Here is a 19,398-nt window from a genome sequence, read left to right as displayed (position 1 = left end):
GATACTCTTAAGTCCAGAAGATTTCAGAGCTAAAGTTTGACGAGGTAAAGTCTTAGCACCAGAAGAGTGCGGAGTCAAAGGCTTAAGGAGTGCATGCTCGTGCGACACTGGTCCGCATGACTACGGACAAGCCGCGGCCGGCTGCCGGCAAGCCCGCCCCGGCCACCCCCCTGGAGTTCGGCATCGCCGAGCAGGTGGCCCTCTACCAGCGGGAGTTCCCCACCGTCGACCCCCAGGTGGAGACGATCGTGCAGACCCTCAACCGGGTCTCCCGGCGGATGGGCGTGGCGTACGACCGGCAGCTGACTGTGCTCGGAATCACCTCCGCCGAGTGGGAGGTGCTCAAGGCCCTGGTGGTCTCCGGCAGCCCGTACCAGCTGGGGCCGGGTGAGCTGGCCAAGCGGCTCGGGCTCACCCCGGCGGCGATGACGCACCGGATCGACCGGATGGTGGCCGACGGCCTGGTCACCCGGGAACGGGACGAGACCAACCGGGTGCGGGTGATCATCGAGCTGACCGAGACCGGCCGCGACAAGTGGCTGGAGTCGATGCGGATGGCGGCGGTGTTCGAGGAGGAACTGCTCCAGGACGTCGCGGGCGAGGAGCGCGCCGCGCTCTCCGCGATGCTGGGCCGGATGCTGCGGCGGATCGAGGAGAGCCGGCCGGACCCGCTCGGGCGCACCGCCGACCTGACCTGACCCCGGGGGTCCGGGAAGGCAGACGAGTCCGGCCCGCCGGGAGGAGGCTCCTCCCGGCGGGCCGGACTCGTCACTTCAGGTGCGGCGAGGGTCCGTCAGGCCCTCGGCGGTCCGGTCGGCCGTCAGCAGGGACCGTTGTCGGTCCAGACGCCCCACTGGCCGCTCAGGCTCGGGTCGTCGCCCTTGGTCCACCACTTGTTGGTGTAGTAGTGGCCCTTCCACGAGACCTTGGTGCCGCCGGCCGCGTAGGTGGTGTTCGCGTCCCAGCTCGGGGCGTTCGGGCAGGTGGCCGGGGTGCCGGTCGGGGTACCGGTCGGCGTGCCCGTGGGGGTGCCGGTCGGCGTACCGGTGGGGGTGCCGGTCGGGGTCGGGGTCGGCGTGCCGGTCGGCGGGGCCGGGCAGGAGGCCGCGGAGCCGTTGGTGGCGCTCACCATCTTGTCGAACAGGGCGGTCTTGGTGCCCAGGTCGTACAGCGAGAACGCGAAGGAGCCGCCGAGGCCGTTGCAGTGCGCGTAGTCGAGCTTGGCCTGGATCGACTTGGCGTCCTCACCGCTCCAGAAGGTGTTGCCGTCGTAGAAGTACGTGGCCTGGGCCGCGTCGTCCCAGAAGGTCTTGGACGGGTTGTCGACGAAGCCCGCGAGCTCCTTGTACATCTGGATGCCGGGGACGTTGCCGGACATCGCCGCGCCGGCCGCCGGCTGGGTGGCGGGCTGGAACAGGCCGTGCTTGCCGTTGTCCTTCACCCCGGTCCAGCCGCGGTAGTAGAACGGCACACCCATGTTGATCTTGTTGGCGGGGAAGCCGCCGGGGATGCCGTACTCCTTGTCGCCGACCGTCCACGCCTTGATGGCGTTGTCGATCGAGTACTTGCCGTTGCCCGGCTTGGCCGGGGTCGACGGGTCGTCCGGGGTCGAGTAGAGCGCGGCCTGGTGGTTGGTCGGCCCCTGCGCGTCCCAGCCGCCGTGCATGTCGTAGGTCATGACGTCGAGGAAGGTCAGGTACTGACCGATCTTGTCGGTCTCGACGTTCATGATCTTGTCCTGGCCGGCGCCGACCGCCGCCGCCAGGGCGTAGGTCTTGCCGTCCGTCTTGCCCTGCGCGTCCAGCTGGGTGCGGAACTCCTTCAGCAGCGCCGTGAAGTTCTGCTTGTCGGCCGGGCTGGAGATGTTGCCGGTGTGGCCGCCACCGCCCGGGTACTCCCAGTCGATGTCGATGCCGTCGAAGACGCCGGCCCCCGAGCCCGGGCCGCCGAAGCCGGCGTCGGCGGGCAGGTTGCCCTTGATGAACATGTCGATGCAGGACGACACCAGGTGCTTGCGCGAGGCGTCCGTGGCGGAGGCCGGCGAGAAGTACTTGGAGTAGGTCCAACCACCCAGCGAGAGCAGGACCTTGAGGTTCGGGTTCTTCGCCTTCAGCTTCTTCAGCTGGTTGAAGTTGCCCGCGATCGGCTGGTTCCAGACGTCGCCGACGCCGTCGACCGAGATGTCCGCGCCGAAGCTCTTCTGGTAGTCGGCGAACGCGTCCGCCGCGCCGTCACCCGCGTTGGGGTTGTTGTCGTTCGTGTCCGCGGCCTTGGTGGCCTCGAAACAACCCAGGTCGGTCGGGTGGATGTTGGCGAAGTCGTAGATCAGGTAGTCCAGCTTCCCGGCGACGCCGGTGTCCTGGATCGTCTTGGGGTAGTACGCGTTCGCGTAGACCGACCACTGGTCGTAGTAGGCGACCTTGATGCCGCCGCTGGTGGCGGGCGCACCGGTGGAGTTGGTGGTCGCGGCGTTGGCCGCGGGGCCGCCGGACAGCGCGAGGCCGGCGCCGAGCAGCAGGGAGGCGGTGCCGACCGCGACGGCGGCCATGCTCTTGGGGCGGCGTCGGCGGCCGCCCTGCGGAGCCGGGGCCCCGGCCCTTTCAATGCGTGAGCGCAGCATGGGTGCGTGACTCCTGGTTGTGGGGGTTCCCGTCGTCCCGGGGGCGCGCGTCCGGGGTGGGGCCGGACGACCGGGACATGACAGGCATGGGTGGGGAATCGAGCGGGATCAGACCATGACGGACTACCGGGATGTGCCGAACCGGCGCCGGCAGCACAAGGCTGCTGACGCCGGTTCAGGGGCTCCCTGCACCTGGGCAATAAAAATGGACTAGACCAACTCACCCGTCAAGAGGTGCTGTCGGGCCTTGAGACCCGCTTAAGGTTCCGTCCCCCGCGCCGAGCCGGGCCGCCGGGGCCCGCGGACGGGGGTTCGAAGACGGACCCCGGGCCCGGGTCAGAAGCGGACGGCGTTGGCCACCTCGGCCTTGACCGCGCCGGAGAGGTCCCGGTTGGCGTGCGCGGTGGCCTGGGCGCTCTGCCCGGGGGCCACGTCCTGGACGGTCACCGCCGTCGCGTCCAGCACCTTGCCGGACTCGTCGGTGAAGTTCAGCTGGATCACGTACCGGTTCGACTGCTGCCCGTGGTTGGTGACGGTCAGCGACACCTGCGGCTTGCCGTCCGAACCGGTGGTCACCGCGCCGGTGGTGATGTCCGCCTTGGCGTCCAGCCCGCCCTTGATCCCGGCGACGGCCGAGGAGGCCGCCGACACCGCCGCCGAGGCCTGCGCCTGTGCCGAGGCGATCGCCGCACCCGCCCCGCCGGCCACCGAGGCCAGCGCCGAGGCGGCCGAGGCCGCGACGCTCGCACCCTTCTCCACCGCGGCCGCCGCCGAGGAGGCCACACTCTCCGCACTCTTGCCGGAGGAACAGCCCCCGAGCGCCGCCGAGCCGGCCACCACCGCCGCCAACACCCCTGCCACCGCACGCCGTTGGTGGCGAAGCGGCGGTGCGTCCAGGTCCTGTGCGGTCGCCCTCGGCGGGCGCGGCGAGCTGGTGCGGGTGAGTGGCTGACGGTCCATGCGGTCCCTCGTTTCCGGTCGGCGCCGGGCTACCCGGCACACCTACCGGCCCACCCTCCGAGAGCCGGAGGACCGCCGCCAGCAGGGCTGCTGCCTCCGGGTGAAGCGGCTGCTACGAGAGCCCCGAGCCCTCCTGCTCGTCCGCGTCCACCGCGGCCCGCTCCTCGCGCAGCCGCACCAGGTGCCGGCGCCGCGAGACCACGCCGTACGCCCCGGCGACGCTCCCCACGAAGGACACCAGGCCGACCCACGGCCGGTCGAAGACGTGGCCGGTCAGGTGGTCCAGCGAGTACCGGCCCGCGCCGGCCAGGCCGATCGCCAGCCCGGTCGCGCCGAGGAAGGCCGGGTACTCGTAGCCGCCGGACATCGCGAAGAAACCGGCCGGCGCGTGCACCGACACCGCACCCGCCATCGTCCCCGCCACCATCGCGCCGGCCGCCGGGGTGGCCAGCCCGGCCACCAGCAGCGCGCCGCCGCCCGCCTCGCCGAGACCGGCCGCGAGCGCGCTCTGCCGGGCCGGGTGGAAGCCCATCTGCTCCATGGCCTGGGTGGTGCCCTCCAGGCCGCCGCCCCCGAACCAGCCGAACAGCTTCTGGGTGCCGTGCGCGATCAGCACACCGCCGACCGCGCCGCGCAGGGCCAGCAGGCCCAGGTCCTTACGGTTCAGGCACATGTCGCATCCTCGCTTCCGCGGCGAAGTGGCCTGCTCGGTGGCAGCCCTTCCTCCATAGCACCCGAGAGCGCCCGCCGCTTCGAGCCGGGACCGCCATTCGGGCGAATTCGCCCGCGACCAGGAATGAACCGCCCGGCGAGGAGATTCACGCCACGCCCGGCCGCGGGGCGTGGCGGACCGGCCGCCCGGGGGCCCACGGCCATGCTTGGCTCATGTTCGTCTTCAACCTGAGCAGCGCCTTCATCGCCTTCTTCGCCGTGGTCGGCCCGCCGAAGGTCCTGCTGTCCTTCGCCCGGCTGGCCGGGACCAGGAGCAACCGGGAGCTGCGACGGCTGGCGGCGCTGAGCACGGCCATCGCGTCGGTGATCGGCCTGGTGCTCGGCTTCGGGGCCGACGACCTGACCACCCTCTTCCACATCAGCGACCAGTCGCTCCAGCTCGCCGGCGGGGCGATCTTCTTCGTCTACGCCGTCGCCCTCGTCTTCGGCGTCCACCTCGGCGGGGAGGGTGACGAGGACGAGCACCTGGCGAACCCGATGGTGGACGGCATCCGCGAACTGCTGCTGCCGTACATCGCCAGCCCGCTCGCCATCACGGCCGTCCTGGTCGCCTCGCTCAACCAGGACAACTGGGGCTGGAAGGCCACCGTCGCCGGGGCGTACGTGGCCGTCGCGGTGATCAACTACCTCTGTGTGGCGATGCTCGCACCGCTGATGCGACGCACCCACCGCACCTCGCTGGAGGTGCTGTCCCGGCTGCTCGGACTGCTCCTGGCGGCGGTCGGCATCGAGCTGTTCCTGGAGGGCCTGGCCGGGCTCGGGGTGCACCTGCCGGAGGGGCACTGAGCCCGGGGCGGGCGGCGGTCAGCCCGCCGCGAGGCGGTCCAGCACCTCGCCGATCCGCTCGCGCACCAGCGGGTCGGCGACCAGCCCGTCCGGGCCGACCGCGCCGCGCTCCAGCGGAAGCCGGACGCAGGCCTCGTCCAGCACTGCCGCGCCGGTGTAGCCGAGGACGGTGCGCAGGGTGGCCTCGGCGCCCAGGCCGCGGCCCGGGCCGGCGGCGTTGATCCAGGCGGTGGGCTTGTCCGAGATCTCGACCCCGCCGACCGTCCAGTCCAGCAGGTTCTTGAACGCGCCCGGCAGCGTCCCCGCGTACTCGGGGGTGCAGACCAGCAGCGCGTCGGCCGCCTCGATCGCGGCCCGCAGCGCGGCCACCGGCTCCGGCAGCGGGTCGGTGTCGTGGTCCGGGTTGAAGTGCGGCAGCCCGGCCAGTCCCTCGTAGTACGTGGTCCGCAGGCCCGGGGCGTCCGCTGCCACCGCGGCCGCGGTGCGCAGCACGGTCTCGTTGGTGGAACCGGCCCGCAGGCTCCCGGGCAGCAGCAGGATGTGGCGCTCGTTCGGCATGCCGGGCAACCTACTCCTTGACGCCCGCGTCAAGGCCAGCCGCCCGCCGCGGTCAACGCGGAACCACCGGCCGCCAGGGCACCGGGCTGGAGAGGATCATCGAGCTGGACGGCTGGCCGTAGCTGCCGAGCCGGTCGCACACCGCCTCGAACTCGGCCATCGTCGACACCGCGACCAGCAGCACGCAGCACGCCCCGCCCGTGACCCGGTGCAGCTGGACCACCTCCGGCCAGGTCGGCACGTCCGGGTCGCGCAGCACGCAGCGCGGGCCGTAGCACTGGATCTGGACCAGCGCGGTGATCGGCAGCCCGGCCCGGGTGAGGTCCACGTGGGCGTGGTAGCCGCTGATCACCCCCTCGGACTCCAGCCTGCGGACCCGTTCGGCCACCGCGGGTGCGGACAGGCTCACCCGGCGGGAGAGTTCGTTGTACGAGAGCCGGGCGTCGGCCTGGAGCTCGGCGAGCAGGCGGCGGTCGACGGCGTCCAAGACGGCCTCCCGGGTGGTCGGGATCAAGGGATTTCCATTCGTAAAGCGAACCGGCGGAACGCCTCGCGAACAGAAGCTCCGAAGGCGGTTGCGATGCCCGTCGACCATTCAAGCGGGCGGCACCTCCGCCGCACAATGGGCACCCGGTGGAACCCCGCAGTCCGGCTGGTTCACCGGACCGGGCGACGGGGCCCGGAAGGATCAGGAGGAGTCGCGATGGGGCACGACACGGTGGAGACACCCAACCTGTCGTTCGGTCGGGGCGGAGCGCCGGGCCGGGGCACCCCGTACGCCCAGTACGTGCGTCTGGAGGAGCTGCACGGCCTGCAGCACCCGCGCAGCGAGGAGCCCGCCGAGCTGTCGTTCATCGTCACCACCCAGGTGATGGAGCTGCTGTTCGACCTGCTGCGGCACGAGTGGACGCTCGCCCGGCAGGCGCTGCGCGAGGACGACCTGACCGCGGCGCTGGCCGCGCTGCGCCGGGGCACCCACGCGCAGGACGTGCTGGTGGAGTCCTGGGACCTGCTGGCCACCATGACCCCGCACGAGTTCAACTCCTTCCGCTCGCTGTTCGGCGAGGCCTCCGGCTTCCAGTCCGCCGCGTTCCTGCGGCTGGAGTTCCTGCTCGGCAACAAGAACGCCGCGCTGCTGAAGATGTACGACGGGATGCCCGGCACGCAGGCCGAACTGACCGAGGCGCTGCGCTCCCCCGGCCTGTACGACGAGGCGCTGGCGCTCCTGGCGCGCCGCGGCCTGGCCCCGCACCGGGCACCCTCCGAGCAGCGCTACCAGCCGTCCGCGGAGATCGAGGCGGCCTGGCGGCGGGTCTACACCGACCCGGAGTTCGCCGCGCTCCAGCCGCTCGGCGAGGCCCTGCTGGACGTGGCCGAGCGGGTCACCCGGTGGCGCCAGCGCCACCTCTCCGCGGTCAAGCGGACCATGGGCGGCAAGCCCGGCTCGGGCGGCTCCAGCGGGCTGACCTGGCTGCGCAGGTCCGCCGAGCAGGACGTGTTCCCGGAGCTGTGGACGATCCGGGACGGACTGTGACGGGACGGACTGTGACGGGACGGACTGTGACGGGACGGGCAGGAGCAGAGCGGGCAGGAACGGAGCAGGCTGTGAGCGAGGGGAACGAGGGGATGGGCATGACCACGCGCGAGGACTGCGCGGCGCTGGACGCCGTCGACCCGCTGGCGGCGTTCCGCAAGGAGTTCGCCCTGCCGGACGGGGTGATCTACCTGGACGGCAACTCGCTGGGCGCGTTGCCGGTGCGCACGTCCGAGCGGGTCCGCCAGGTGGTCGAGGAGGAGTGGGGCAGGGACCTGATCCGCAGCTGGAACGACGCCGGCTGGTTCGAGCAGCCGTACCGGCTGGGACGGCGGATCGCGCCGCTGGTCGGCGCCGGTCCGGAGGAAGTGGTCGTCTGCGACACCACCTCGGTCAACCTGTTCAAGGTGCTGTCGGCCGCGCTGCGGCTGCGCCCGGGCCGGCGCACGGTGCTCGGCGACGCCGAGGCCTTCCCGACCGACCTGTACATCGCCGAGGGCGTGACCGGCCTCGTCGAGGGCGCGCGCAGCGCGCTGATCCGCCCCGAGGAGCTGGACCGGCACCTGGACGGGGACGTCGCCGCGGTCGTCCTCTCGCACGTGGACTACCGCACCGGCGAGCTGCTGGACATGCCCGGGATCACCGCCCGGGTGCAGGCCGCGGGCGCCCTGATGATCTGGGACGTGTGCCACTCGGTGGGCGCGCTGCCGGTCGGACTCGACGCCGCCGGCGCGGACTTCGCGATCGGCTGCACCTACAAGTACCTGAACGGCGGCCCCGGCTCGCCGGCCTTCCTGTACGTCGCCGAGCGGCACCTGGCGGCCGGCCCGCTCCAGCCGCTGAGCGGCTGGTTCGGCCACGCCCGGCCGTTCGCCTTCGAGCCCGGGTACGACCCGAAGCCGGGCATCGGCCGGTTCCTGACCAGCTCGCCCTCGCTGCTCGGCCAGGCCGCCCTCGGCGCCTCACTGGACGTCTGGGAGCGGGTCGACCTGGCGGCGGTGCGCGCGAAGAGCCTGGCGCTGACCGACCTGTTCGTGTCGCTGACCGAGGGCCTGGACGGCGTCGAGGTGGTGACCCCGCGCGAGCATGCCCGGCGCGGCAGCCAGGTCGCGCTGCGGCACGCCGACGGCTACCCCGTGGTGCAGGCGCTGATCGAGCGCGGGGTGATCGGCGACTTCCGCGCGCCGGACCTGATGCGCTTCGGCTTCACCCCGCTCTACCTGTCGTACACCGAGGTGTGGGACGCGGCCCGGCAGCTGGCCGAGGTGCTGGAGAGCGGCGAGTGGCGGGCGGAACGCTTCTCCCGCCGGGGCGAGGTGACGTAACCGGGGACGGGCCTTCGGCCCCGCCGTGACGCAGCTCATCTCCGCGCCGAGTTCGACCGCCGTCGCCCTTGGGGAAACTTCCGACTGACGGAACGTCACACCCGGGGAGGTCGTACGTGAACCTCGAAGTCGGCCCGCTCAAGCCCGAACCGGCCCCGCTGATCCTCGGCCTGGCGCTGTTCTTCCTGCTGCTGTGGACGCTCGGCCGCCACCTGCTCCCCCGGATCGAACGGGTGCAGTCCGAACGCTGGGAGGCCACCGAGGGGCGCACCGAACGCGCCGAGGCCCTGCTCGCCGAGGCCGAGGCCACCTGGGAGGCCCGCCTGCGGGAGCTGGCCGAGGCCCGGCACGAGGCGGCCCGGATCCGGGAGGAGTACGCCGAGCGCGGCGCGGCGGCGATGGCCGCCGCCCGCGCGGAGGGCATCCGCGACCGGGACGAACTGCTCGCCACCGGCCGCGCGCGGATCGCCGCCGACCGGGCCGAGGCGGCCCGCCTGCTGCGCCAGGACGTCGGCGAACTGGCCGTCGCGCTGGCCGGCCGGGTGATCGGCGAGCCGGTGCACGACGTCGCCGCACAGCGCCGCACCGTGGAGCGCTTCTTCGAGGCGAACTAGCCTGCACCGCCTACCAGTTCGCCGCTGTTCGTCAGCTCTTCGTCAGCTCCTCGACCAGTCCGCGGTAGACCGCGAAGGCCGGCTTGGGCGTGTAGTCGTCGCGCAGCAGGCCGAAGTGCGGGAACAGCCCGGCGCCCGCGCTGTCCGCGTCGCGCAGGGCGAAGAACGCGTAACCGGTGACGTTGAGTTCGGCGGCGAGCCCGGCCGCCGTCCGGACCACCTCCGCCACCACCTCGGCCTGCCGCGCCTCGCTCCGCCCAGGGCCGGTGGGCCAGCCGTTCTCGCAGATCCGCAGCGGAACGTCGGGCCCGATCCCGGCCCGGGGCAGCGAGTCCCGGCGGAAGCCGGTGAGCACCGCCCGTACCGCGTCGGCGAGTTGCCCGGGCGGGACGGAGCGGAAGACGTCCGGAAAGAAGTCCAGGCCGACGTAGTCCAGGGCGCGGTGGAAGCGCTCGTCGGCGAGCCGGCCGAGCTCGGACCAGAAGGTGTCCGCGGGGTCGAAGGAGGGCACCGCGTTGAAGCCGACGGCCAGGTGGCCGAATCCACGGGCCAGCGCCTCCTCCTTGGCCGCGACCACACCCTCGACCAGCGCCCGGCGAACGTTCGGGATGCTGCCGTCCACGGGCGGGAGGTCGAGGTTGGGCTCCTCGCAGATCTGGAGCAGGGCGAGGCGGCGCCCCTCGGTCCGGACCGTCCGCCGGACGAAGTCCAGCCAGCCGGCCAACTCCCCGCTGCGCTCCCGGTACTGGACCACCAGGTCGAGCCGGCGGCCCTCGACGGCGTACTGCCCGGGCCGCTCGGGGGTGTGCTCGCCGCCCGGGTACGAGCGGTAGGCGCGGACCAGGAACTCCGCCGCGCCGCCCTGGAGTTCGCGCAGGGCAGCGGTGGTCCGGGCCGGGTCGTCGGGGCGGGCGGGCACGATCACGCCGGTGTCGTCACCGACCAGTCCGCCGGGGTAGATGCCGAAGGTGAAGGTCATGCCGCCACCGTAGCGGATATTTTTGGTGTCACTGCAAGTTTGAAGTGACACCATGATCTGCGGATAGAATCCGGCCATGGGACTTCGCGAACTCAAGAAGCAGCAGACCCGGGAGCTGCTCGCCGACACCGCCATGGGCCTGTTCGCCGAGCGCGGGTTCGACCGGGTCACGGTGGTCGAGGTGGCCCGGGCCGCCGGGGTCTCGCCGAACACGGTCTTCAACTACTTCCCGACCAAGGAGGACCTGTTCTTCGACCGGCAGGAGGAGGTGGTCGCCCACCTGGCCGAAGTGGTCCGGCACCGCCCGGCGGGCGGTTCCGCCGTGGACGCCGTCCGGGCCGACCTGCTGGCGGCCTTCGCGAGCGGGGAGCCGACGGTCGGGCTGAACCCGGGGATGGCCGCGTTCTGGCGGATCGTCGAGGACAGCGCGGCGCTGCGGGCCCGGCTGCTGGAACTCGGCGAACGGGCCGAGGCGGCACTGGCGGCCGTCCTGGCCGAGGAGTCGGGGGCCGAGCCCCGGGACCCGCTCCCCCGGATCGTGGCCGGAGCCGTCGCGGGGGCCCACCGGGCGGTGCTCGGCGAGGTCCGGCGGGCCGTGGTGGCCGGGGAGCCGGCCGAAGCGGTGCGGACCCGGGTCGAGGCGGCGGTGGAGCGGTCCTTCGGCCTGCTCGCCTCGGGCCTCGCCCACTACCCGGCCGGGCGGTAGGCGGCCGGAGACGGCGAACGGCGCACGGGCGGAGACGGAAACGGCGCAGGCCGCCCGGTCGGATCGACTCGGGCGGCCTGCACCGCTGTCCGGCTGCTCGGCTCCTCGGCCGTACGGGCCGTCAGCCGTGGCGGCCGCGGCGGCGGACGGCGAGCACCGCCAGTGCGCCGAGGCCGAGCAGGCCGACGCCCGCCAGGCCGAAGACCACCGGGGCGTTGCCGGCACCGGTGGAGGGCAGCTCACCGCCGCCACCGGGGTGGTGGCCGGTCGGCTCATCGGTCGGGTGATGGCCGGTCGGGGCCGGACCGGCGCTCGACGTCGTCGCACCGGCCGACGGCGAGGCCGGCGCCGGGACGGTACGGAGCAGTCAGCCCCCGGGCAGGCGCTGACGGGCCGCGAGGCCCTAGTTTTGGACCATGACCACCGAGGCCCAGGAACAGAGCGCGCCGCTCGTCGCCGTCGCGTCCGCCGACGCCGTGCTGCGGCACCCCGAGGCGGGCGAGCACCTGCTGACCGCCGTGGAGCGGGAGCGCGCCGCGCGCTTCCGGCACGAGTCCGGGCGGATCGACTTCACCGCCGGCCACCTGCTGGTCCGGCTCTGCGCCGCCCGGCTGCTCGGCGTACCGGTGGCCGGCCTCGTCCTCGCCCAGCAGTGCCCGGACTGCGGACTCGCCGACCACGGCAAGCCCTACCTGCCGGACCACCCCCGGGTGCACGTGAGCCTGTCGCACACCCGGGGCGTCGTCGCGGCCGGCGCCGGGCTCCAGCCGGTCGGGGTGGACGTCGAACTGTCCAACCGGGGCGGCTCGCTGAGCTCGGTCGCCCGCCGGGTGCTCGCCCCGGCCGAGCTCGCCCTGGTCGAGGCCGACCCGGAGCCGGAAGCGGCGTTCCTGCGGCTCTGGGTGCGCAAGGAGTCGCTGATCAAGATCGGGCGGGCCACTCTGGACACCCTCGGCCGGGTCGACCTCTCCGCCCTGCCGCTGTCCGTCCCGCCGGGCGCGCCGCTGCGCAGCCGGTACGAGGACCTGCACCTGCTCGACTGGAGCGACCCGGAGCACGCGGCCGCCGTCGCCGCTGTCAGCACCGCCCCGCCCCGGATCGTGGAGCTCACGGCGGCGGGCTGAACGCGGGGCCGGGGCGGGCCCCGGCGCCCACCCGCGCGGCGGGCCGGTGGATAAGCGGTGTTAGCGTGCCTGGTCGTGGGCGCGCCGAACGCGTGTGCCCACCGACCAGTTGCCCACCGGATTCAAAAGGGTGCCCCGCCATGGCCAAGTTCCTGCTGAGCCTGCACGTCCTCGTGTCGGTCCTGTTCATAGGCCCGGTCGCGGTGGCCGTCAGCATGTTCCCGCGCCGGGCGAAGGCCGCGCTGGCCGGCGGGCCGGACCGGGCCTCCGACGCCGGTGTGCTGCGCGTGCTGCACCGGATCACCCAGGTCTACGCGCTGCTCGGGGTCGCGGTTCCGGTGCTGGGCATCGGCCTGGCCCAGGTGATGGACGTGCTCGGGCAGTCCTGGGTGATCGTCTCGATGGTGCTGACCGCGATCGCCGCGCTCGCGCTGCTGCTCTTCGTGCTGCCCGGCCAGCAGGCCGCCGTGGACGCGCTCGATCTCGACCAGTCGGACGAGCAGCACGCCAAGGCCGTCAGCGGCCTGAAGATGCTGCCGATGACCGCCGGGGTGTTCAACCTGCTGTGGGCCGTGGTCGTGGTGCTCATGGTCATCCGCCCGGGGTCGAGCACCGGCGTCTGAGCCCGGCAGCCCGCTCGCGACCGCCCCGTCGCGCCCCCCTTCGGACCGCCCTCTCCCGCCGACCGGGCTCATTCGAGTACCGTCCTGGGCCATGACGATCATGGCGGGCATGGGCAGCCCGACGGGAACCGGCGTCGGCCCGCTGCTGCGCGGCTGGCGGGAACGACGGCAGCTCAGCCAGCTGCAACTGGCGCTGCGGGCGGACTCCTCGGCCCGCCACCTCAGCTTCGTCGAGAACGGCCGTTCCCGGCCGAGCCAGAAGCTGGTGCTGCGGCTGGCCGAGCAGCTGGACGTCCCGGTGCGCGAGCGCAACACCCTGCTGCTGGCGGCCGGCTACGCCCCGCACTACCCCGAGACGCCGCTGGACGACCCGTCGATGGACGCGCTGCGCGGCGGGCTGGAACGGCTGCTGGCCGCCCACGACCCGTACCCGGCGGTCGTGGTCGACGGGTCCTTCCGGGTGCTGGCGGCCAACCGCTCGCTCGGGCTGCTCGTGGACGGCGTCGCCCCGCACCTGCTGGAGCCGCCGTTCAACGCGATCCGGGTCACCCTGCACCCGGACGGGCTGGCACCGCGCATCGTCAACCTGTGGCAGTGGCGGCGGCACCTGCTGGAACGGATGGAACGGCAGCTGGAGCTGGTCCGCGCCGAGCCGCTGCGCCGGCTGTACGAGGAGGTCCGCAGCTATCCCGAGCCGGTCGGGTCCCCGGCGGACGGTCGGGCCGAGGACCGGGCGGCCGGTCCGGCCGCCGACGGGTTCCCGTTCGCGCTGCCGCTGCGGATCCGGCACGAGGAGCGGGTGCTCTCCTTCCTCTCCACCATCTCGACCTTCAACACGCCGCTGGACGTCACCGTCTCCGAGCTGGCCATGGAGACCTTCCTGCCGGCCGACGCGGAGACGGTGCGGTTCCTGCAGTCCGTGGTCGGGCCGGAGCGTTAGCCCTGCTCGCGGGCCTGTCGCCGCAGGGCGGTGAACTGGAGGACCGCGAACAGGGCCACCGTCGCGGCCTGCGCCGGGATCCAGACGAAGCCAGCGGTGGTCGGCTCCAGCCACAGCTCCATCGCGACCAGACTGAGCACCACCCAGGCCAGGTTGAGGTCGATCACGGTCCGCACCCCGAACACCGGCGGCCGTCGGCGGGCGGCCAGCGCGCCGACCGCGAGCGCGTACCCGAGGAGGAAGAGCCCGACGTCGACCAGGGTGGTGCGGCCGGCGCCGAGCAGCTCACCGAGCGGGCCGGAGAAGGCCAGGTAGGCCAGACCGTTGCCGCCGGTGACCAGGGCGTCCAGGGCGAGGGCACCGCGCACCGTCCGGAGTGAGAAGGCGGAACCGGGCCGGGCGGGCGTGAGGGTGTTCGCGTGGGCGGACATGGCGGATCGCCTCCTGTCAGGGGGTGGGAGCCCGGGGCCGTGGCGGCCTCGCCGGGTGCCACCACCCTGCCCGGTGGAGCGGCGGGCGTCGATTACCCCACAGGTAACGGCCGGCCGGCCGCGACCCCGGCGGCCTCCTCTCCGCCGCGCTCCCCCGCGGGAATCCCTCGGACACGCCTCACGGCCGCCGGGGCGGCTGCCGGAGCAGGACGCCCGCCCGCTTCACCGCCCGGGCGGTGATGGTGGTCTCGGCCCGGGCGACGCCGAGCGGGCCGAGGGTGCCGGTGAGGAAGCGGTACAGCTCGCCGTGGTCCGGGCAGAACACCGTGGCCAGCAGGTTGGCCGGGCCGCTGGTGGCGAACACCCCGTGCACCTGCGGATGGCGGGCCAGCACCGCGCCGACCTCGGCGAGCCGGCCGGGCGGCACGTCCAGCCAGAGGTTGGCGTCCACGGCCATGCCGAGCAGCCGCGGGTCCACGGTGGCATGGGTGCGCAGCAGCCCGGCCCCGTCCAGCCGGTGCAGCCGGCGGCGCACCGTGGACTCGGGCGCGCCGACGGCCGCGGCCAGCACGGCGTGGGACTGCCGGGCGTCCTCGCCCAGCCGCTCCAGCAGCGCGCGGTCGAGGCCGTCCAGCGGCGGCGGTGCGGCGGGGCGCGGGACGGCGCTCCGGGCGAGCGCGGCGGCCTCCTCCTCGGTCAGGTACCCGGCCCGCCACTGCCCGGCGTCGGCGAAGGCGTGCAGCACGGCGTGGACGGTGGTCTCGGTGACGGCGCCGGTCGCGGGCAGCTGCCCGTACAGCAGCCGGTCGCGGGAGCCGGCGTCGGTGAGCATCACGGCGCCGGCCTCGTGGCCGCCGAGCATCACGTCGACGAACGGGACGTCGGGGCGGTCGGCGAGGGCCTGCGCGATGGCGTCCACCCGGCCGCTCAGCACCCGGACCCGCAGCAGCAGCGCGCCCACGGCGGCGTCCTCGACGTCCGGCAGCCGGACCACCCGCAGCACCCCGGCCTGCCGCATCCGGCCCAGGCGGCGGGTGACCGTCCGGGCGGAGACGCCCAGCACCTCGGCGATCCGGCCGGGCTCGGCCCGTCCGTCCACCTGGAGCGCGCACACCAGGCGGCGGTCGAGCGCGTCCAGCACGGTGTCCGGATCGGCAGTGGAGAGGTCCATGATGTCCGATCCCCGTCGTCTCGACGACTTCTGCGTCCTGTTCGGCAGCCCCGACGGTACTCCTTGTCCGACCAGCCGGAGCGCAGACCGGCCCGGAGCAAGGAGGAGTCACCGTGACGAACGAGCTGTGGACACTGGCGGAGAGCGTGGAAGCCGCGGTGCGCGAGGTCGGTGCGGAACTGGCGGCGCGCCGGTCCGCCGACCCGGTCACGGCACGGACCGCCGAGGAGGCGGCGGCCCGCTTCGCCGAGCTGGACGGCCCCGCGGCCGCCGTACTGCGGGAGCGGCTGACGGCGCTGCGCCCGCAGGCCGGCCGGGTGCCCGAGGAGCTGGACGGCTCGGTGCCCGCCGAGGGCGAGTGGTGGCTGTGCGACGCGACCGACGGCGCGGTGCAGTACCTGCTCGGGCAGCCGCACTGGGCGGTGACCGCCACGCTGGTGCGGGACGGTGCGGCGGTGCTGGCCGTGGTGCACGCCCCGGAGCAGGACGGGCGCACCTACCGGGCGGTGCTCGGCGGCGGGGCCGAGCTGGACGGGCGGCCGATCGCGCCCCTGGAGCGGGAGTTGGCGGTCACCGTCGCCGCCACCAGCCAGCCGCCGCGGGTGGCCGCCGATCCGGTGGCGCTGCGCCGGGCGGGCGAGTCGCTGTCCGCGATGGCGGGGGCGGTCCTGGCGGTGCGCAACCTCGGCCCGACCGCACTCCAGGTGGCCCAGGTCGGCTCCGGGCACCTGGCGCTGTTCTGGGAGTACGGCCTCGACGCGGGCAACCTGCTGCCCGGGGCGCTGATCGCGCGCGAGGCGGGCGCGGCGGTGACGGACACCACCGGGTCGGCCTGGACGGCCGGCTCCGACGGCTTCCTCGCCGCCGCGCCCGGGCTGCACGCGCAGGCGCTGGAGGTGCTGCGGGCAGTCGGCTGAGGATGCCGGGGCGGTCAGCCGGCCGTCCCGGCGGACAGCCCGAAGAGGGCGGCCGCGTTGTCGTGGCAGACCGCCCGCAGCCACTCCTCCCCCAGCCCCAGCCCGGCCAGCGCCTCCAGCTGGTGGACGTACCGGTAGGGGATGTTGGGGAAGTCGCTGCCGAGCAGGATGCGGTCCCGGAGCCCGCGCAGGCGCGACAGTTCCTCGCGCGGGAACGGGCCGTCGCCCTCGGCGAAGTCGGTGAACGCCATGGTGGTGTCCAGCCGGACGGCCGGGTGGCGCTCGGCCAGGTCGAGGAAGTCGCGGTACTCGGGCATCCCGAGGTGGGCGACCACCAGGACCAGGCCGGGGTGCCGCGCCAGCACCGCGCCGATCGGGCCGGGGCCGGTGAACTTGCCCGGCACCGGCCCGGACCCGCAGTGGGTGACCACCGGGGTGCCGGTCTCGGCGAGCAGGCCCCAGACCTCGTCCAGCAGCGGGTCCGCCGGGTCGTAGCCGCCGACCTGGAGGTGCGCCTTGAACACCCGGGCGCCGTCCCCGATCGCCCGGGCCACGTAGCCGGGTGCCTCGGGCTCGGGGAAGAAGGTCGCGGTGTGCAGGCACTCCGGGGTGCGGGCGGCGAAGCCGGCGGCCCAGGCGTTCAGCCAGCCGGCCATGCCGGGCTTGTGCGGGTAGAGCATGGACGTGAACGCCCGGACGCCGAAGTCCCGCAGCCGCCGGACCCGTTGCTCCTCGGCCTCGCGGTAGGTGATCGGCCAGGGGCGGTTCACCAGCGGGCCGGCCGCGTCGAAGTACGCCCACACCTTGTCGAGGACGTTCTTCGGCATGAAGTGGGTGTGCACGTCGATCAGCCCGGGCAGGCCGAGGGCCTGCCAGAACTGCCGTACGACAGCGGCTTCCCGGACGTCCTCCTGGTGGACGCCCGTCTCGTGGGCGCCCGTCTCGTGGGCGCTCTCCGCGGTGCTCACGCGGGCACCGGGCGGGCACGGTCGATGATCGCTCCGGTGTCGGCCCCGGCCGGCAGGGTGCCGAAGGCAGCACCGTGGTCGCCGCCCAGCCGGCTCGCGCAGAACGCGTCGGCCACCGCCGGGCTGCCGTACCGGACCAGCAGCGAGCCCTGGAAGGCCAGCGCCATCGACTCGACCAGCCGGCGGGTGCGGTACTCCAGGTCGCTCAGGTCGGTCAGCTCCTTGCGCAGCGCGGCGACGGCCGCGTCCAGTCGGCGGTCCGCACCGGCGGCGGCGTCGAGTTCGCCGAGGAAGGCCTCGACGCTCTCCGGGCGCTTGGCCATGGCACGCAGCGCGTCCAGGGCGGCGACGTTGCCGGAGCCCTCCCAGATCGACACCAGCGGCGCCTCCCGGTAGAGCCGGGGCATCCCGGACTCCTCCACGTAGCCGTTGCCGCCCAGGCACTCCAGCGCCTCGGCGGAGTGCGCCGGACCGCGCTTGCACACCCAGTACTTGGCCACCGCCAGGCCCAGCCGCCGCACCAGTGCCTCGTTCCCGTCCCCGGCGAGGGTCCGGTCGGTGGCCTGGGCGAGCCGCATGGCGACGATCGTGGCCGCCTCGGACTCCACCACCAGGTCGGCGAGCACGTTGCGCATCAGCGGCTGGTCGACCAGCGCCTTGCCGAACGCCCGCCGGTGCAGGGCGTGGTGAACCGCCCTGGTGGCGCCGTAGCGCATGCCGGAGGCCGCGCCGACGGTGCAGTCCAGGCGGGTCATGTTGACCATCTCGATGATGGTCGGGACACCCCGGCCCTCCTCGCCGACCAGCCAGCCGACCGCCCCGTCGTACTCCAGCTCGGCGGAGGCGTTGGACTTGTTGCCGAGCTTGTCCTTCAGTCGCATCAGCTGCAGCCGGTTGCGGCTGCCGTCCGGGAGGACGCGCGGCAGCACGAAGCAGCTGAGACCGCCGGGCGCCTGGGCGAGGGTCAGGAAGAGGTCGGACATCGGCGCCGAGGTGAACCACTTGTGGCCGGTGAGCCGGTAGGTGCCGTCCGGCTGCGGAGCGGCGGCGGTGGTGTTGGTGCGGACGTCCGAGCCGCCCTGCTTCTCGGTCATCGACATGCCGGCGATCAGCCCGCGCTTGGTCCGCGGCTCGCGCAGCCCGAAGTCGTACTCCCGGGCGGCCAGCAGCGGCTCCAGCTCGGCGGCGAGGGCGGGGTTGGCGCGCAGCGCCGGGACGGCGGCGTAGGTCATCGAGATCGGGCAGGTGTGGCCGGCCTCGACCTGGCCCCAGACGTAGAACCCGGCGGCGCGGGCGGAGTGGGCGCCGGGCCGCTCGTCCCGCCAGGGCGCGGCGTGCAGGCCGTACGAGACGGCGGTGCGCATCAGCTCGTGCCAGGACGGGTGGAACTCGACCTCGTCGATCCGGCGGCCGAAGCGGTCGTGGGTGCGCAGCACCGGCGGGTGTTCGTTGGCCAGCCGGCCCCACTCGGCGGCCTGCTCGGAACCGGCCAGCCGGCCCAGCTCGCGCAGCTGGGGCTCGGCCCAGCCGGCGTCGGCCCGCTGGAGGGCGGCGAGCAGGGTGGGGTCGGCGGCGGTGTCGTGTCCGTACGGCAGGGGCACCTGGTTGGTGACCTCATGCGTCGCTGTCATCGCGTCCTCCCAGGGCACGCAGGGTGAAGGAGACCAGGGCGGGGACCACCGTGGTGTTGTCGCGCGGGGTGTTGCCGCTCGGGGTGTTGCCGCTCGGGGTGTTGCCGCCGTGTTCGGGCCCGGCGGCTTCGACCGGTGCGGCGGCGAGCGGGCCGGCCAGGGCCTCGCCGACCGCGCCGACCAGGGCGTCGGCGGTCAACACCGGATCCTGCTCGGGCAGTTCGCCGCTCGCCACGGCCGCGGCGATCTCGGTGGCGATCACGTCCCGGAACGCCCGCCGGAACACCAGGCGCTCGACGTCCACGACCGCGTCGGCCGGCTCCACCAACAGCGCGTACGCCAGCCGGGGGGCGCGCAGGGCGCGGGCGGCGAAGGTCTCGACCACGGCGGCGATCCGCTGCCGCGGGGTGTCCCGGAGGGCGACGGCGTCGTTGACCGCGTCGATCTCGTGAGTGACCACCCGGCGGAACAGCTCCACCGACAGCTCGGCCTTGCCGGCGAAGTGCTGGTAGAGGCTGCCGGTGGCGATCCCGGCGCGGTCCGCCACGGCGGCCATCGTGCAGCCGCCGTAGCCGCGCTCGGCGAGCAGACCGACCGCCGACTGGAGCACCGCTTCGCGCTGGGCGTCCAGGCGGGCTTGTACGGCGGGCGTGCGGCGGTAGGCCATGGAAGCATTGAAGCACTGATTCACTGCTTCGGGGAGGGGGCGGCCTGGTCCGGTCGGGTCTTTCCGGGCCGGGTCTTCGCGGGCGGGTCTTCGCGGGCGGCCTGGTCCGGTC

At 73.8% G+C, this 19,398-nt stretch carries 22 protein-coding genes; 10 read left to right on the top strand and 12 right to left on the bottom strand.

Translation table 11 applies throughout. The annotated features are described in order from the left end of the window. The first annotated feature begins 116 nt into the window (after positions 1-116). Positions 117-698 carry a MarR family winged helix-turn-helix transcriptional regulator gene (locus ACIRRH_RS01535; RefSeq protein WP_403060101.1) on the top strand — a complete coding sequence of 194 codons (582 nt, stop codon included), beginning with the start codon at positions 117-119 and terminating at the stop codon, positions 696-698. A gap of 122 nt (positions 699-820) precedes the next feature. Here ACIRRH_RS01535 and ACIRRH_RS01530 read toward each other — a convergent pair whose 3' ends face one another. The 3 genes from ACIRRH_RS01530 to ACIRRH_RS01520 form a co-directional block, all read right to left on the bottom strand. Further along, complete coding sequence (locus ACIRRH_RS01530) at positions 821-2,620, bottom strand: glycosyl hydrolase family 18 protein (protein ID WP_403060098.1); 1,800 nt, start codon at positions 2,618-2,620, stop codon at positions 821-823. 336 nt (positions 2,621-2,956) lie between these two features. Beyond that, positions 2,957-3,580 carry an FxLYD domain-containing protein gene (locus ACIRRH_RS01525; RefSeq protein WP_403060095.1) on the bottom strand — a complete coding sequence of 208 codons (624 nt, stop codon included), beginning with the start codon at positions 3,578-3,580 and terminating at the stop codon, positions 2,957-2,959. Between the two features lie 112 nt (positions 3,581-3,692). After that, positions 3,693-4,253: a DoxX family protein gene (locus tag ACIRRH_RS01520; RefSeq protein ID WP_224284115.1), complete on the bottom strand. Its 561-nt coding sequence runs from the start codon at positions 4,251-4,253 to the stop codon at positions 3,693-3,695. 212 nt (positions 4,254-4,465) lie between these two features. Between ACIRRH_RS01520 and ACIRRH_RS01515 the strand changes: the two genes are divergently transcribed. After that, positions 4,466-5,098 carry a MarC family protein gene (locus ACIRRH_RS01515; protein WP_403060092.1) on the top strand — a complete coding sequence of 211 codons (633 nt, stop codon included), beginning with the start codon at positions 4,466-4,468 and terminating at the stop codon, positions 5,096-5,098. 18 nt (positions 5,099-5,116) lie between these two features. Here ACIRRH_RS01515 and ACIRRH_RS01510 read toward each other — a convergent pair whose 3' ends face one another. Both ACIRRH_RS01510 and ACIRRH_RS01505 read right to left on the bottom strand, forming a co-directional pair. Beyond that, positions 5,117-5,656, bottom strand: a complete 540-nt coding sequence (locus ACIRRH_RS01510; protein ID WP_403060089.1) for an NADPH-dependent FMN reductase — start codon at positions 5,654-5,656, stop codon at positions 5,117-5,119. Between the two features lie 52 nt (positions 5,657-5,708). Then, entirely contained in the window at positions 5,709-6,170 is a 462-nt protein-coding gene (locus ACIRRH_RS01505; RefSeq protein WP_403060086.1) for an Lrp/AsnC family transcriptional regulator, read from the bottom strand. Between the two features lie 189 nt (positions 6,171-6,359). Between ACIRRH_RS01505 and ACIRRH_RS01500 the strand changes: the two genes are divergently transcribed. From ACIRRH_RS01500 to ACIRRH_RS01490, 3 genes are all read left to right on the top strand, one after another. Continuing rightward, positions 6,360-7,190: a tryptophan 2,3-dioxygenase gene (locus ACIRRH_RS01500; RefSeq protein WP_403060083.1), complete on the top strand. Its 831-nt coding sequence runs from the start codon at positions 6,360-6,362 to the stop codon at positions 7,188-7,190. Positions 7,191-7,288: 98 nt separating this feature from the next. Next, positions 7,289-8,515: a kynureninase gene (gene kynU / locus ACIRRH_RS01495; protein ID WP_403060080.1), complete on the top strand. Its 1,227-nt coding sequence runs from the start codon at positions 7,289-7,291 to the stop codon at positions 8,513-8,515. Between the two features lie 116 nt (positions 8,516-8,631). Continuing rightward, positions 8,632-9,129, top strand: a complete 498-nt coding sequence (locus ACIRRH_RS01490) for a F0F1 ATP synthase subunit B (protein ID WP_403060077.1) — start codon at positions 8,632-8,634, stop codon at positions 9,127-9,129. Between the two features lie 31 nt (positions 9,130-9,160). On the opposite strand, the gene ACIRRH_RS01485 is transcribed toward ACIRRH_RS01490, so the two are convergent. Beyond that, positions 9,161-10,108 carry a hypothetical protein gene (locus ACIRRH_RS01485; protein ID WP_403060074.1) on the bottom strand — a complete coding sequence of 316 codons (948 nt, stop codon included), beginning with the start codon at positions 10,106-10,108 and terminating at the stop codon, positions 9,161-9,163. 76 nt (positions 10,109-10,184) lie between these two features. Between ACIRRH_RS01485 and ACIRRH_RS01480 the strand changes: the two genes are divergently transcribed. Continuing rightward, positions 10,185-10,814, top strand: a complete 630-nt coding sequence (locus ACIRRH_RS01480; RefSeq protein ID WP_403060071.1) for a TetR/AcrR family transcriptional regulator — start codon at positions 10,185-10,187, stop codon at positions 10,812-10,814. 121 nt (positions 10,815-10,935) lie between these two features. On the opposite strand, the gene ACIRRH_RS01475 is transcribed toward ACIRRH_RS01480, so the two are convergent. After that, entirely contained in the window at positions 10,936-11,052 is a 117-nt protein-coding gene (locus ACIRRH_RS01475) for an LPXTG cell wall anchor domain-containing protein (protein WP_403061069.1), read from the bottom strand. Between the two features lie 178 nt (positions 11,053-11,230). Between ACIRRH_RS01475 and ACIRRH_RS01470 the strand changes: the two genes are divergently transcribed. The 3 genes from ACIRRH_RS01470 (at position 11,231) to ACIRRH_RS01460 (ending at position 13,501) form a co-directional block, all read left to right on the top strand. Beyond that, positions 11,231-11,938, top strand: a complete 708-nt coding sequence (locus ACIRRH_RS01470; RefSeq protein ID WP_403060068.1) for a 4'-phosphopantetheinyl transferase family protein — start codon at positions 11,231-11,233, stop codon at positions 11,936-11,938. Positions 11,939-12,078: 140 nt separating this feature from the next. Beyond that, complete coding sequence (locus ACIRRH_RS01465) at positions 12,079-12,561, top strand: DUF2269 family protein (protein WP_403060065.1); 483 nt, start codon at positions 12,079-12,081, stop codon at positions 12,559-12,561. Between the two features lie 91 nt (positions 12,562-12,652). After that, positions 12,653-13,501, top strand: a complete 849-nt coding sequence (locus ACIRRH_RS01460) for a helix-turn-helix domain-containing protein (RefSeq protein ID WP_403060062.1) — start codon at positions 12,653-12,655, stop codon at positions 13,499-13,501. Here the strand turns inward: ACIRRH_RS01460 and ACIRRH_RS01455 are convergent. Together ACIRRH_RS01455 and ACIRRH_RS01450 are read right to left on the bottom strand one after the other, a co-directional pair. Next, positions 13,498-13,932 carry a hypothetical protein gene (locus ACIRRH_RS01455; protein WP_403060059.1) on the bottom strand — a complete coding sequence of 145 codons (435 nt, stop codon included), beginning with the start codon at positions 13,930-13,932 and terminating at the stop codon, positions 13,498-13,500. The genes ACIRRH_RS01460 and ACIRRH_RS01455 overlap by 4 nt on opposite strands. Positions 13,933-14,110: 178 nt before the next feature. Further along, complete coding sequence (locus ACIRRH_RS01450) at positions 14,111-15,103, bottom strand: Lrp/AsnC family transcriptional regulator (protein ID WP_403060056.1); 993 nt, start codon at positions 15,101-15,103, stop codon at positions 14,111-14,113. 113 nt (positions 15,104-15,216) lie between these two features. On the opposite strand from ACIRRH_RS01450, the gene ACIRRH_RS01445 reads away from it, so the two are divergent. Next, positions 15,217-16,020, top strand: coding sequence for an inositol monophosphatase family protein (locus ACIRRH_RS01445; protein WP_403060053.1), 804 nt, complete (start codon positions 15,217-15,219; stop codon positions 16,018-16,020). 14 nt (positions 16,021-16,034) lie between these two features. On the opposite strand, the gene ACIRRH_RS01440 is transcribed toward ACIRRH_RS01445, so the two are convergent. The 3 genes from ACIRRH_RS01440 to ACIRRH_RS01430 are packed head-to-tail and all read right to left on the bottom strand — an operon-like array spanning position 16,035 to position 19,286. Beyond that, positions 16,035-16,988 (bottom strand): amidohydrolase family protein, encoded by a 954-nt coding sequence (locus ACIRRH_RS01440; RefSeq protein ID WP_403060050.1) that lies wholly within the window; start codon positions 16,986-16,988, stop codon positions 16,035-16,037. Further along, a complete protein-coding gene (locus tag ACIRRH_RS01435) occupies positions 16,985-18,619 on the bottom strand; it encodes an acyl-CoA dehydrogenase family protein (protein WP_403060047.1) in 1,635 nt (544 codons plus the stop codon). Before ACIRRH_RS01435 ends, ACIRRH_RS01440 begins: the two co-directional genes overlap by 4 nt. Further along, entirely contained in the window at positions 18,603-19,286 is a 684-nt protein-coding gene (locus tag ACIRRH_RS01430; protein WP_403060044.1) for a TetR/AcrR family transcriptional regulator, read from the bottom strand. Before ACIRRH_RS01430 ends, ACIRRH_RS01435 begins: the two co-directional genes overlap by 17 nt. Positions 19,287-19,398 lie beyond the last annotated feature (112 nt).

Origin of the sequence: Kitasatospora sp. NPDC101235 (genome assembly GCF_044767505.1) — a bacterium.
GTDB lineage: Bacteria > Actinomycetota > Actinomycetes > Streptomycetales > Streptomycetaceae > Kitasatospora.
The sequence above is the reverse complement of the archived record's forward strand: the minus strand, read 5'-3'. Positions and strand labels throughout refer to the sequence as shown.